Genomic DNA, 12287 nt, shown 5'->3' with positions numbered 1-12287 from the left:
ATCCGCACGCCGCGTTCTTCGCGTATCCAGCACAGGAGTCCACGTGACCCGTCTTCGTCCCGCGTTCACCGTCGTCGCCGTCACGCTGTCGGCCGTGGCCTTCGTGGGGGCGCTGTCCCTCCCGGCCCAGGCGCAGGCCCAGCCTCCGCAGCCCTGCACCACCGGCCCGAACGGCCCCGCCTGCCACGCGCCCGGCGTCGACCCCAAGTAGCCCGGCCGGTCAGTTCCTCACACACAGGTCAGGCACGGCTCAGCCGGGGCGCGGGCCCCTCGCCCGGGTCCGCCGGAGCGCCGTGCCGCCTGTGACCCCCACCCCGGAAAGGAACCCGCACCATGCGTATCCGCCCCCTGATCGCGGCGGCCCTGGTCACCGTGTCCACCACGGCCACGCTCGCGATCTCCGCCACACCGGCCGGCGCCGGCACCGACTGCGTGCAGGCGGCCAACTACGCCTACCAGCTCTGGCGCTCCACCGGCATGGGCGAGCTCGCCGCCGCCGAGCGGGCGAGCGCCACCTACAACGCCTGCGTCCAGATGACCTGATCGTGCCGGGGCGGGTGAGGCGACCCTCACCCGCCCCGATCACCCCGGCGTCCGGGATGTCCGGGATGTCAGCCCAGGCCGCCCTCGGACTCGTGAAGAAGGTGGGCGACGACGTCCGCGGCCGTGTAGTCGCCGGGCAGGTCACGCAGGAACCCGAGGTCCTGGCCCAGGGTGAGCAGGGCGGGCTCGGCGTAGCCGTCGAGGCGGCGCTGCCCGAGCCCGATCGCGCTGACGAGCCCGTTGCACAGGCACCTGCGGCCCGCCGTGTCGCTCTCCGGCCGGTTCTTGCGGACGTAGGTCTCGACCGGCTCCGCCGGGCAGCGGTAACCGACCTCACCGTCGGCCTTGAGGTACGGCGCGCGCAGGTGCCCCATGTCGCACAGACGCGGCCGGGCGGCGTAGACGTCGGGGTCGGCCACGGTGCCGGGCAGGGAGGCGACCTTGAAGGGGAACCCGGCCGGTGAGGCGCTGGGGTCGTTGCGGACCGGCAGGGTGCCGCCGGAGGCGGCGTCCAGCAGACGGCGCCGGAGCGTCTCCTCAAGGCCGGACTCCCTGCACAGGGCGAAGGCCGTACCCACCTGGACGCCGGTGGCGCCCGCCCGCAGCGCCCGCGCCAGCCCTCGCCGCCCTGCCTGGCCACCGGCCAGCCAGAACGGCAGCCCGAGTGCGGCGATCCTTCCGGTGTCCACCCGGTCGCGGGGGCCGTAGAGAGGTTCGCCCTCCTCGTCGAGACGGAGCCTGCCCCGGGGCGGGGCGCTGTGGCCACCGGCGACGGGACCCTCGACCACGAACCCGTCGGGCCGTGTCTCGGGCCTCCTGGCCAGATAGACGGCCAGCACGTCGGAGGAGACGACGGCCAGGAGGCGGGGGCGTTTGAGCGGGAGCGGCCGGAGGGGGCCGTACAGGGCGGCGGGGTCGACGCCGACGGTGTGCCGCCGCCCGGACTCGGCCCCGGCGACGGTGACCGAGATCTCGGCGGGCCGGTGGGCGGCGAGGGCGTCGAGCAGGCCGGGGATCTCCGAGGGGATGCCCGCGCCCATGAGCACGTAGTCGACACCGGCGAGCATGGCGCCGTAGACCGCCGCGGGCGTGGCCAGCTGGATCTTCTCCAGGTAGTTGACGCCGACCGGGCCGTCGTGACCTTCGCGGGCCAGGAACACCTCGGCGAAGTTGGCGGCCACGGTCAGTTCGGTCCGGCCGGAGTGCGGGCGCAGCCCGAGCCTGGGCACCGGCCGGTACGGCTCGCCGGGCAGGATGCCGCCGGGCACGTGGTAGCGCCTCCAGATCCGTTCCGCGACCTCGGGGAAGGGGAAGGCGTCCAGGGCGCGGCGCAGGTCACCGCCCGGATCGCCCTGTTGCAACCGGCGGGCCAGCACGACGTCCAGGGCGACGCCGGACACGACACCGAGCTGCCCGGTGGTGGAGACGGCCCGCGCCAGCCGCCATCCGGACACGCCGACCCCCATACCGCCCTGGATGATCGTGGGAAACGCGGTGTCGAGCGGCAAGACGGGACCTCCCGGTCGTCGGTGTCTGGAACGGGGCGTGGCGGTCATCCGCCGGAGGACATCACGGCGCCCACCGTGACGAAGGCGGCGCCCGCGCCCATCAGGACCGCGCCCAGGCCGACGGTCAGGGAGGTGATCTGCCAGGCCTGGTAGGCCGTCATCAGCGAGGCGCGCAGTGTCTCGCCCATGAACGCGGTCTGGCGCAGCGCGGCGAGGGAGTCGTCCTGGCCGCCGGCGGCGTGCAGCTCCGCGGTGACCTCGGAGTAGGTGCGGCCCCGTGTGGCGTGGCGCACGTTGCCGCCGATCATGTCGGCGAACGCGCGGGCCTGGACGCCGTTCTCCACCGGGTGCCCGGCGTACGCGGTGAGCTCCGGAGGCAGTCCCTTCTCCGGGAAGGTGATCCGCTGCCGGGAGAGCTCGTCGCGGATCTCGTCCCTGCCCCGCAGGCCGCGGGCCGTCATCACGGCCCCGGCCGTCAGGGTGGTGACGCCGACGGCGCCAACCAGCGTCGCCGCCAACCGGCGCGGGTCGTTCATGGGGGTCTCCTTCGTCGTGACGGCAGGGGCTCTGTCAGGAGTTTTCGGCGGCGGGCGGGGCGCGATGAAGGGGCGCAGGCCCCTGCTCGGCGGGCCGAAAGTCCCAAATCCCGGTAAAGGAGCGGCCGGAAGGACTTTGGTCCCACGGGTGATGGTCCTTGAGCCCATGTCCGCCACCGTCCTGAGGATTTACCGTGAGGTGAATTCAGCGCCCCGTGACATCCGGCGGAGGAGAACGGCCATGCCCGCGGAACCGGCGAGGGCGGAGTCCTCGGACCCCCGCGCCCGCGCCCGCGTCCGGACGCGCCGTCACGCCGGTGCGCCGGCCGCCGAGGGAAGGGCGACGAGGGTGACACCGGTCGAGGTTCGCATCGAGAAGAGACCGCCGTCAGGGCCGGGCGAGCCCGTACGCCGCCGCGGACCGTGGCACCTGCGGGCCAACGCGCTCGTGGTGGCGTGGCTGGGACTGACGGTCACGGCCGCGCTGACGGGGGAGGCGCTGCCCGCGCCGCGCTGGCTGCTGGTCCACGTCCTCCTGCTCGGCGCGGTCACCACGGCCATCCTGATCTGGAGCGAGCACTTCACCGTGGTGCTGCTGCGCGCCCGCACACCGGACCCGCGTCTCGGCCTGACCCGGCTCGGGCTGCTCAACGCCGCCACGGTGGCCGTGCTGTACGGCGTCTCGGCCGGACCGGTCGCGGTGGCCGTGGGCGGGGCGGCCGTGATCGTGGTGGTCGTGCTCTGGCACGCGGCCACGCTGGTACGGCTGGCACGCGGCGCGCTGCCCGGCCGGTTCGGCCATGTCGTCGCCTGGTACGTGTGCGCGGCCGGGGCCCTGGCGGCCGGAGGAGTCCTCGGCGGGCTGCTGGCCGCGCAGGCCGGTTCCGGTGTCCCGCACGAGAGGATGCACGCGGCGCACGCCCAGGTGAACCTGCTCGGCTGGGTCGGCCTGACCGTGCTCGGCACGTTGTTCACGCTCTGGCCGACGGTGCTGCGCACCCGCCTGTCCGAGCGGACCCGCGGGGCCTCCTCCGCCGGGCTGAGGCTGGCCGTGCCCGGCCTGACGCTGCTGACCGGCGGCCTGCTGGCGGACCTTCGCTGGGTGGCGGCGGCCGGGCTGGCGGCCTACGCGGCGGGGACGGCGGCGGCGCTGGTGCCGCTCGCGGAGGCGGTGCGTTCCCGCCGTCCGCACACCGGCGCGGCCTGGACGATGGGGGCCGCCGTCGTCTGGTTCGAGATCGCCCTCGTGATCGACGTGGTGATCGTCGTCACGCGGCCGACCGGCGAGGTGGCCGGGGCGCTTGAGCCGCTGCTGCCCCTGGTGCTGGCCGGGTTCGTCGCCCAGGTGCTGCTCGGTTCGCTGCTGCACCTGCTGCCCGCGGTGCTGGGCGGCGGCCCGGCCCGGTTCAAGGAGAACGCGGCGCTGCTGGAACGCGGCTGGGTGGTACGGCTGGCCGCGTTCAACCTGGGCACGCCGCTGCTCGCGCTTTCCGTGCCGCGTCCGCTCGCCGTACTGGGCTGGGCACTGGTGCTTGCCTCGGGCTCGGCGTTCGTCGTGCTCGCCGCGCTCACCCTGCTGCGGGCGGCCACCGCGGCCACCCCGCCCGGCACAGGAAAAAGGCGCGGCGTTCCCGCCCTGGCCGGGGTGGCCGCCGGATGTCTGCTGACGGCCGCCGCGGTCGTGGTGGCCGTCGACGGCGGGTCCGGTCCCGCGACGACGGTCGTCGCCACGGGCGCCAGAACGGTCGAGGTGACGCTGTCGGGGATGCGCGTCCGGCCCGCGGTGATCGAGGCCGCTCCGGGCACCGTGCTGACGCTCCGCGTCACCAACGCCGACGCCCAGCGCCACGACCTGCGGCTGGCGACCGGTGAGCGCACCCCGACGCTGGCGGCGGGGCAGAAGGCCACGCTGACGCTGAAGCCGCTCGGCGAGGCGGTCGACGGCTGGTGCACCGTGGCCGGGCACCGGGCCGCGGGAATGACGATGCGGATCATCCCCTCCTCCGTCCCCGTCGTCTCCCCGGAGGCCGGGCAGGCCACGGGGACGGCCGGGCCTGGAGCGCACGGCGAACACGGCGGGGCGGGGAACGGCATGGGGGACGGCACACCCCTCCTCGACCTCGCCGCGCCGATGTCACCGGGCTGGAGGCCGTACGACGCGGCGCTCGGGCCCGCGCCGGGCGGTGGCGAGCACGCCGTGGAGATCCGGGTGGACGACAGGGTCGTGCGGGAGGTCGCGCCGGGGGTGCGGCAGCGGGTGTGGACGTTCGACGGGACGGTTCCCGGGCCGGTTCTGCGGGGCAGGGTCGGCGACGTGTTCACGGTGACGTTCGTCAACGGCGGGTCCATGGGGCACGGCATCGACTTCCACGCCGGTGCGACCGCTCCCGACGGGCCCATGCGCACGATCCAGCCGGGTGAGCGGCTGACCTACCGGTTCCGCGCCGACTTCGCGGGAGCGTGGCTGTACCACTGCTCGACCATGCCCATGAGCCAGCACATCGCGAACGGCATGTACGGAGCCGTGATCATCGATCCGCCGGACCTGGCACGTGTGGACCGTGAGTATCTACTGGTCTCAGGGGAGCTGTACCTGGGGGAGCCGGGCGGCGAGGCCCAGGTCGTCAAGCTGCGCGAGGGCCGTCCCGACGGATGGATGTTCAACGGGACCGCCGCCGGTTACGACCACGCCCCGCTGGAGGCCAAGGCCGGTGAGCGGGTGCGGATCTGGGCGGTGGCGGCCGGGCCGAACTCGGGGACGGCGTTGCACGTGGTCGGGGCGCCGTTCGACACCCTCTACGAGGAGGGGTCCTACCGGCTGCGCGCCGGGGACCCGGGCGGCGCGCAGGTGCTGGACCTGGCCCCGGCGCAGGGAGGCTTCGCCGAACTGGTCTTCCCCGAGCCGGGTACCTATCCGGTGGTGGACCACCTGATGCGTAACGCCGAGGCCGGAGCGCACGGGCTGTTCCGGGTGAGCGCGTCATGACGTGGTGGACGGTGGTGCGCTTCGCACACGTGCTGTCGGCGGCACTGTGGGTGGGCGGGCAGCTGACGGTCTCCCTGGTGCTGCTGCCCCTGGCCCGGCGGCTGCTGGACGCGGAACGGCGTGGCCGGGTGCTGACCGCGGTCGGCCGCCGCTTCGGGATGTTCACCGGCGCGGTGTTCCTGCCGGTGCAACTCGGTACGGGCGTCGCCATCGCCTGGCACAAGGGCGTCACCTGGGCCTCGCTGGCCGAGCCCGGCTACGGGCGGATCCTGGCCGCGAAGCTGGCGTTGTTCTGCGCGGTCATGGTCGCGGCGGCCCTGCACGGATGGGCCGTGCGCGCCGGACGCCCCTCCTTCGCGCGAAGCATGGCGGTGACGGCGCTGGTCGGCTCGGTCGGCGTGGTGCTGCTGGCCACCGCCCTGCCCGCCACCTGAGCCCGTCTCCCCGGGTCCGTCCTTCCCGGCAGGGCGGGGACGGTCATCTCCGCGGTCGTCTGGTGGCCGCGGAGACGACGCTGTCGAGCAGGCCGGGGAAGAGCTCGTCGAGGTCGGCCCTGCGCAGAGAGTTGATCTTCGAGGTGCCCTGGTAGACCTGGTTGATGACCCCGGCCTCGCGCAGGACGCGGTAGTGGTGCGTCCCGGTGGACTTGCTGACGGCGAGGTCTATCTCCGAACAGGCGGCTCCGTTCTCCGTCGTGGCGAGGAAACGCACCACCTCCAGCCGCATGGGGTCGGAGAGCGCGTGCAGCACCGCCTCCAGCCGGATCTCCTCGACGTCCGGGTGCTCCAGGACTCTCATGTGTGTCTCCCCTCCGCGTTCCCCTCGATATTACGTCACTTGTCGTACTACGATGAATCTCGTACTACGATGAACGTCGTACAAAACGCCGAACCGGGAGTCCCCATGCTGTTCGACCCCATCACCCTGCGCTCGCTGACGATTCCCAACCGCGTCTGGATGGCGCCGATGTGCCAGTACTCGGCCGCCACGGACGGCCCCGAGGCGGGAGTGCCGCACGACTGGCACCTGTCCCACCTGGCGGCCCGCGCGGTGGGCGGCGCCGGGCTGATCCTCACCGAGGCCACGGCCGTCTCCCCGGAGGGCCGGATCACCCCCGCGGACCTGGGGCTGTGGAACGAACGCCAGGAGCGGGCGTTCACCCGGGTCACCCGGTTCCTCCAGGAGCACGGCACCGTACCCGGCATCCAGCTCGCGCACGCCGGGCGCAAGGCGTCGACGGACCGGCCGTGGCGCGGAGGCGGACCGGTCGGCATCGCCGACGGTGGCTGGCAGCCGGTCGCGCCGAGTCCGATCCCGTTCGCCGAGAACCATCCCGTGCCGAGGGAGCTGACCGTGGAGGAGATCCGGCGCGTCGTCGACGACTTCGCCCAGGCGGCCCGGCGTGCCCTGCGGGCGGGTTTCCAGGTCGTCGAGGTGCACGGCGCGCACGGCTATCTGATCGGGGAGTTCCTCTCCCCGCACAGCAACCGCCGTACCGACGCCTACGGCGGCTCGTTCGGCAACCGCATCCGTCTCGCGCTTGAGGTCGTCGAGGCCGTGCGCGCCGTCTGGCCGGAGGAACTCCCCGTGTTCTTCCGCGTCTCGGCCACCGACTGGCTCACCGAGAACCCCGAGGACGAACGCGAGGGGTGGACCGTCGAGGAGACCGTGCTCCTGGCCGGGGAACTGCTCTCCCGCGGCGTCGACCTGCTCGACGTCTCCAGCGGCGGGAACGCGCCCCACGCGAGGGTCCTCACCGGCCCCGGCTACCAGGTGCCGTTCGCGGCCCGGGTCCGCGCCGAGACCGGCATGCCGGTGGCCGCCGTCGGCCTGATCACCGAACCGCGTCAGGCGGAGGAGATCCTCACCTCCGGCCGGGCCGACGCCGTACTGCTCGGCCGCGAACTGCTCCGCGACCCCCACTGGCCCCACCGGGCCGCCCGTGAACTGGAGCCCTCCTCGTCCCTTTCCTGGCCCGAGCAGTACGGCTACGCCGTCTGACCGGGCCGGCGCGTGCGCGCACCGGCCACCGGCCCCGGTGTGCGAAAGCCCACCGGCGCTCGGGGCTGGGCGTTTCTGTGAAGTCCTCGCTCTTTCCCGGGAATCTCCGTGGAACGGCGAGACCGCCCGAAGGCGAAAAAAGGCCGGGGACGAGGGGAGCGCCGTTTGCTGTGACTTTCCGTTATATCATCTGCCTCACCGTGACGGCGTTTCCGGTCCGTGGCCGGCGATTGAAGGGAAACGCTGTGTGAACGGCGCGTCCTCGGGTACTCGCGTCGAAACGTCAACGCAGCTCGCGGGGTCTTATACAGGAAATATACGGACTCTGCACAAGGCTCTCCTAGGGTTTCTCAAGCCTGCAACCGAACTGGGGGAGAATGGTCATGCTGGTAGGTGTAGACGTTGTGCACGCCTCCGTCTGGTCGCTCGATTTCCATCGGAAACCGGGACCGGGGCGGCCTGCTGATTTTTCCGATCTCGGTGTCATCGGGCCGGTCACCGAACTGGTCGACGTATGCTTCGGCGACACCGTCCACTCTCTGGAGCTCGGCTGGGACGAGGCGGCCCTGAGAGAGCTGGACCTTCTGGTGATCCCCGCCGCCGGGGGAGACGGCGCGTCGTTCACCGAGGCCGAGTGCCGGCTCCTGGAGACGTATGTGCGCGAGGGCGGGTCGGTTCTGATCCTCGGTGACGGCGAAAGCCGGTCGGCCACGTCCGGCCACCACCCCTTCGGGATCACCGTGAACGGCCTGCTTCCCGGAACACGCGGTGATTCGCCTGACTCGCACCTCCTCACCTACGACTTCACGGTCGAGGCGAACAGCACGCATCCGGCCGCCCCGGGAGTCGGCGGCGTGCACCTGTACCGGCCGAAGGGCGTGGAGAGTTCCCTGGTACAGCTGGTTCCGGTGGTGGAGTACGACGGCCACACCCTGCTCGGAACGGCGCAGTACGGCGCGGGCCGGATCGCGGTGATCGGCAACGCGGAGATGTTCGCGCTGCCGTTCCTCGGCCGCGAGGACAACGCCCGGCTCCTGCTGTCCCTGCTGTCGTGGCTGTACCGCGGTGAGGCCGTCCAGCACATCGACCAGAAGGTGCTGCACGTGGTCGACGAGCACCGGTTCACCACCCGCACCCTTCCGCAGGGGGAGAACCTCAAGGAGGAGCCAGGGCCGCACGTCGTCGACGCGCGTCCCTACGCCCACCTGCTGGCGAGCCTGGCCGACGGATATCTGCCCGATTCGCGGGAGGACCAGGAAGCGTTCCTGGCCGAGGCCGAACTTCGCTTTCACGAGTTTCCCCGGGTGATCCGGCACGCCCTCGCCAGGTTCCGGCGGAACAGCACCGACAGCGGCGTCCTGCTCATCAGAGGACTGCCCGTTGACCCGGATCTCCAGCCCACGCCGGCGAAACCGGCCGAACCGTTGCCCAAGCCGACGCCGATGAGCGAACTGTGGCTGGCCGGATTCGCCCAGGCGCTGGGCGAGCCCATCGCCTATGTTCAGGAGAAGCAGGGACAGCTTTTCCAGAACGTGGCTCCGACGAGGCACAACGCGGAGAAGCTCTCCTCGGAGAGTTCCTCGTTTCTTCTGGACTTCCACACCGAGGCGGCCTTTCACCCCTTCATGCCGGACTACGTGCTGCTGCACTGCCTGCGTCCCGACCATGAGCGCTCGGCCAAGACGATCAGCGCGAGCCTGCGCATGGCGGTGTCGCGACTGAGCCTGCGCGAACGGGCGATCCTCAGCGAGCCGATGTTCCAGACCGGTATCGACTACTCCTTCGGCAGCGCCAACGGCCAGAAGGGCAACGGTCCGGTGCTCCGGGTTCTGTACGGAGACCCCTTCGACCCCTACATCACGGTGGACCCGGACCTGATGGTCGGTCTGACGCCCGAGGCCGACGCGGCCCTGAAGCGGCTGCACGTCGCGCTGAACGAGGTCAAGCAGTGGGCCCGGCTGGACACCGGCGACCTACTGATCATCGACAACAGGCGGACCGTCCACGGGCGGTCCGAGTTCCAAGCCAGATACGACGGCCTCGATCGATGGCTTCAGCGAGTGTGCGTGGTCCGCGACCTCGTGCCCTCCGCGGCGCACCGCAGGCTCCGCCGCCGTGTCATCGAAACCGCCTTCGCCGTCTGATGGACCTCACGGGGAGAGACTTTCCAGATATGCGTGATCTATCGTTCGCCCGGGTGCTGGTCGTGGAACCGGTCTCTTCCGGAAACGCCCTGGTCACAGCGGCGCGTGACCTCGGCCTGCAGGTCGTCATCGCGTCCTACGACGCCGACGACCGCACGCTTCCCGACGAGATCCGCGCGCTGGCGCACGCCGTACTCGTGGTGGACACCAACGACCAGGCCGCACTCGAGCAGGCGGTGCTCGACATGCACAGGGACGCCCCGTTCTCGGCGGTCCTGGCCGGTTGTGACTTCCACGTGCCGGCGACCGCCAGACTGGCCGCGGCTCTGGGGCTGACCGGACTGCGGCCGGAGACGGTCGAGGAGGTCAGGGACAAGGTGCTCATGCGGGCGCGTTCGGCCGAGGCGGGCCTGCGGACCCCCAGGTTCGCCCAGGTGACGTCGCTCACGGAGCTGGAGCAGGCCGCGGAGCACGTGGGCTATCCCTGCGTGATCAAGCCGGTCGGCTCCTCGGGAAGCATCCACGTCAGCCGTGCGAACGAGTGGGCGGAGCTGCGCGCGGCCTTCGATCGGCTCTCCGCCGACCAGAGCCTCGACCTGGGCAGGCCGCTGGAGCACCGGGCCATCGTCGAGGAGTACATCGCGGGACCGGAGTTCAGCGCCGACGGGTACGTCGCGGAGGGCCGCACGACGGTCGTCGCGCTCACCCGGAAACTGCTGGGACCGGAACCCGCCTTCGTGGAGATCGGACACCTGACCCCCGCCGATGAGAGCGTGGAGGTGACGGCCCAGATAGAGAAGTACGTGCGTGCCGTCGTGGACGTGGTGCACCTGACCGTCGGCGCCTTCCACTGCGAGCTGAGGATGACCCCCGACGGGCCGGTGCTGATCGAGATCGCGGCCCGCCTCCCCGGAGACCGGATCGTCGATCTGGTTCACCTCGCCACCGGCGTCAGCCTCCCCAAGGCGATGATCGCGGCGCATCTCGGATGGACGCTTGAGGACGTCGGGGCCATCGGCGTGCCACAGGCGAAGAACGCCGGAATCCGCTTCTACCTCGCCGACGGTCACCACGCCTACCGGCGGTTGAACGGATGGGACGATCTCCTCGCCCTGCCGGAGGTGCTGGAGACGAAGCTCACGATCGCCGCCGGGGAGCCGATCCCGGAGCCGGGAGATTTCCGCTCCAGAATCGGACACGTCATATTCACCGCCGACTCCTTCCAGGAGGCGACGGACATCTGGCAGGCGGTTGGCAGAGCCGTCACGGTGGAGTAGGCATGCTGTTCTATCTCGCGCTCCGCGGGGTCGGCTGGCTGGCCAATCAGACGCTCCAGTTCGTGGTGCCACTCATGATCTACCGGATGACGGGCAGTCTGATGTGGTCGGGCGTCGCCCTGTTCGTTGAGTGGACGCCCAGGCTGGTCGCGCTGCCCCTCGCCGGCTACCTCGCCGACCGGTTCGAGAGCCGCCGAATCCACATCCTGAGCGATGTGGTGCGCACGGCGGTCGGGGCGGGGGCCGTGGCCGCCGTCGCCCTCATGCCGGGGAACGCGGGAGTGGCCCTGGTCGTTCTGGCCCTCGTCGCGGGCGCGGGGTTCGAGCTGACCTTCGTGGCCGGTGAGAAGGCGGGACTCTCCCTGGTCTCGGCCAAGGAGATGCCCCGCCTTCAGACCATGCTGAGCGCGATCGAGCAGAGCTGCATTCTCATCGCACCGGTCCTCGGCGGTGTCCTGCTGCTGGTGGGGACGACCGCGACGGTCGCCGTTCTCACCGTGCTCTTCGGGACGAGCCTGCTGCTGGCCCGGAACATGAAGCCTGCGGCGGTGGTGGCCACGAAGCCGCCGCCGGTGATGGCCGGGGTACGCCAGGTGATCGCCAACACGCTCCTGCGAGACGTGGTGGCCATCACCATGGTGATCAACCTGATGCTGGCCCTGCTGCTGGCGGCCGCACCGGCCCTGGTGCGGCACCACTACGGGGTGGACGAGGGGCGACTGGCCCTTGTGTACACCGGAGCCGCCCTGGTCGCGCTGCTCGTGCTGGCCCTGCTCACCCGGTTCATCCGGAGGTTCGGCCTTCTGATCGCCGGAGCGGCCAGCGCCCTGATCCAGTGCCTGGCCTTCCTGGCGATCGGCGCGTCCAACGAGTTCGTCGCCTTCGTCGCGATCGTGATGGTGTTCATGGCCGCCGACGCGGCCTTCAGTGCCTTCATCAGGACCGTCAGGGCCCGGGCCGTCCCGGCCGCCGAGTTCGGCAGCACCGCCGCCGCCATCTCACTGCTCAACTGCGTGTCGATGCCGCTGGCGGGCGGGCTGCTCGCGGTCACCGGCGCGTCCGTCGACCCCGTGCACCTGTTGACGATCACCGGTGGCCTGGCCCTCCCCGTGGTCGTCGGGCTGCTGATCCACCTACGAGCCGCCACCCGCACGAGAACGGAGGTCATGGCATGAACGCCTTGTCCGCAGGCCTCCCCCAGGGCATCGAGAGCCGCGCCGCGCGTCGTCCGCGTCCTGGAGCGCCCGCGGACCCGCAGGCCTCCGAACTCGTCGGGCCGAGGCCGTTTGCAC

The 12287-nt window shown here is 71.6% G+C and carries 11 protein-coding genes; 8 read left to right on the top strand and 3 right to left on the bottom strand.

The window, feature by feature from the left end; all coding sequences use genetic code 11:
• The first annotated feature begins 43 nt into the window (after positions 1–43).
• Both ABZ470_RS25800 and ABZ470_RS25795 read left to right on the top strand, forming a co-directional pair.
• A complete protein-coding gene (locus ABZ470_RS25800; protein ID WP_362776168.1) occupies positions 44–211 on the top strand; it encodes a hypothetical protein in 168 nt (55 codons plus the stop codon).
• Between the two features lie 122 nt (positions 212–333).
• Positions 334–543 (top strand): hypothetical protein, encoded by a 210-nt coding sequence (locus ABZ470_RS25795; RefSeq protein WP_362914372.1) that lies wholly within the window; start codon positions 334–336, stop codon positions 541–543.
• Positions 544–611: 68 nt separating this feature from the next.
• Here ABZ470_RS25795 and ABZ470_RS25790 read toward each other — a convergent pair whose 3' ends face one another.
• The gene (locus tag ABZ470_RS25790) at positions 612–2051 is read right to left on the bottom strand and encodes a nitronate monooxygenase (protein WP_362914370.1); all 1440 of its coding nucleotides are present in this window, start codon (positions 2049–2051) and stop codon (positions 612–614) included.
• 44 nt (positions 2052–2095) lie between these two features.
• On the bottom strand, positions 2096–2587 hold the full coding sequence (locus ABZ470_RS25785) for a hypothetical protein (protein WP_352011891.1): 492 nt from the start codon (positions 2585–2587) through the stop codon (positions 2096–2098).
• A 241-nt stretch (positions 2588–2828) separates the two neighbouring features.
• On the opposite strand from ABZ470_RS25785, the gene ABZ470_RS25780 reads away from it, so the two are divergent.
• Both ABZ470_RS25780 and ABZ470_RS25775 read left to right on the top strand, forming a co-directional pair.
• Positions 2829–5573: a multicopper oxidase domain-containing protein gene (locus ABZ470_RS25780; RefSeq protein WP_362914368.1), complete on the top strand. Its 2745-nt coding sequence runs from the start codon at positions 2829–2831 to the stop codon at positions 5571–5573.
• On the top strand, positions 5570–6007 hold the full coding sequence (locus ABZ470_RS25775) for a hypothetical protein (protein WP_352011893.1): 438 nt from the start codon (positions 5570–5572) through the stop codon (positions 6005–6007). Before ABZ470_RS25780 ends, ABZ470_RS25775 begins: the two co-directional genes overlap by 4 nt.
• Positions 6008–6050: 43 nt before the next feature.
• Here the strand turns inward: ABZ470_RS25775 and ABZ470_RS25770 are convergent, their stop codons facing one another.
• Complete coding sequence (locus ABZ470_RS25770) at positions 6051–6371, bottom strand: helix-turn-helix transcriptional regulator (protein ID WP_362776161.1); 321 nt, start codon at positions 6369–6371, stop codon at positions 6051–6053.
• Positions 6372–6440: 69 nt separating this feature from the next.
• On the opposite strand from ABZ470_RS25770, the gene ABZ470_RS25765 reads away from it, so the two are divergent.
• From ABZ470_RS25765 to ABZ470_RS25750, 4 genes are all read left to right on the top strand, one after another.
• Positions 6441–7574 carry an NADH:flavin oxidoreductase/NADH oxidase gene (locus tag ABZ470_RS25765; RefSeq protein WP_362914366.1) on the top strand — a complete coding sequence of 378 codons (1134 nt, stop codon included), beginning with the start codon at positions 6441–6443 and terminating at the stop codon, positions 7572–7574.
• Between the two features lie 383 nt (positions 7575–7957).
• Entirely contained in the window at positions 7958–9718 is a 1761-nt protein-coding gene (locus tag ABZ470_RS25760; protein WP_362914364.1) for a TauD/TfdA family dioxygenase, read from the top strand.
• A 29-nt stretch (positions 9719–9747) separates the two neighbouring features.
• Positions 9748–10995 carry an ATP-grasp domain-containing protein gene (locus ABZ470_RS25755; RefSeq protein WP_362914362.1) on the top strand — a complete coding sequence of 416 codons (1248 nt, stop codon included), beginning with the start codon at positions 9748–9750 and terminating at the stop codon, positions 10993–10995.
• Positions 10996–10997: 2 nt separating this feature from the next.
• Positions 10998–12170: an MFS transporter gene (locus tag ABZ470_RS25750; RefSeq protein ID WP_362914360.1), complete on the top strand. Its 1173-nt coding sequence runs from the start codon at positions 10998–11000 to the stop codon at positions 12168–12170.
• Positions 12171–12287: the final 117 nt, after the last annotated feature.

The organism is Streptosporangium sp. NPDC020072 (genome assembly GCF_040631445.1).
Taxonomy (GTDB): Bacteria; Actinomycetota; Actinomycetes; order Streptosporangiales; family Streptosporangiaceae; genus Streptosporangium.
The sequence above is the reverse complement of the archived record's forward strand: the minus strand, read 5'-3'. Positions and strand labels throughout refer to the sequence as shown.

Bases quoted from the DNA above. Each gene is read 5' to 3' on its own strand.
- ABZ470_RS25795 (WP_362914372.1), top strand. From the start codon at position 334: ATGCGTATCCGCCCCCTGATCGCGGCGGCCCTGGTCACCGTGTCCACC.
- ABZ470_RS25785 (WP_352011891.1), bottom strand. From the start codon at position 2,587: ATGAACGACCCGCGCCGGTTGGCGGCGACGCTGGTTGGCGCCGTCGGC.
- ABZ470_RS25780 (WP_362914368.1), top strand. From the start codon at position 2,829: ATGCCCGCGGAACCGGCGAGGGCGGAGTCCTCGGACCCCCGCGCCCGC.
- ABZ470_RS25775 (WP_352011893.1), top strand. From the start codon at position 5,570: ATGACGTGGTGGACGGTGGTGCGCTTCGCACACGTGCTGTCGGCGGCA.
- ABZ470_RS25770 (WP_362776161.1), bottom strand. From the start codon at position 6,371: ATGAGAGTCCTGGAGCACCCGGACGTCGAGGAGATCCGGCTGGAGGCG.
- ABZ470_RS25765 (WP_362914366.1), top strand. From the start codon at position 6,441: ATGAACGTCGTACAAAACGCCGAACCGGGAGTCCCCATGCTGTTCGAC.
- ABZ470_RS25760 (WP_362914364.1), top strand. From the start codon at position 7,958: ATGCTGGTAGGTGTAGACGTTGTGCACGCCTCCGTCTGGTCGCTCGAT.
- ABZ470_RS25755 (WP_362914362.1), top strand. From the start codon at position 9,748: ATGCGTGATCTATCGTTCGCCCGGGTGCTGGTCGTGGAACCGGTCTCT.
- ABZ470_RS25750 (WP_362914360.1), top strand. From the start codon at position 10,998: ATGCTGTTCTATCTCGCGCTCCGCGGGGTCGGCTGGCTGGCCAATCAG.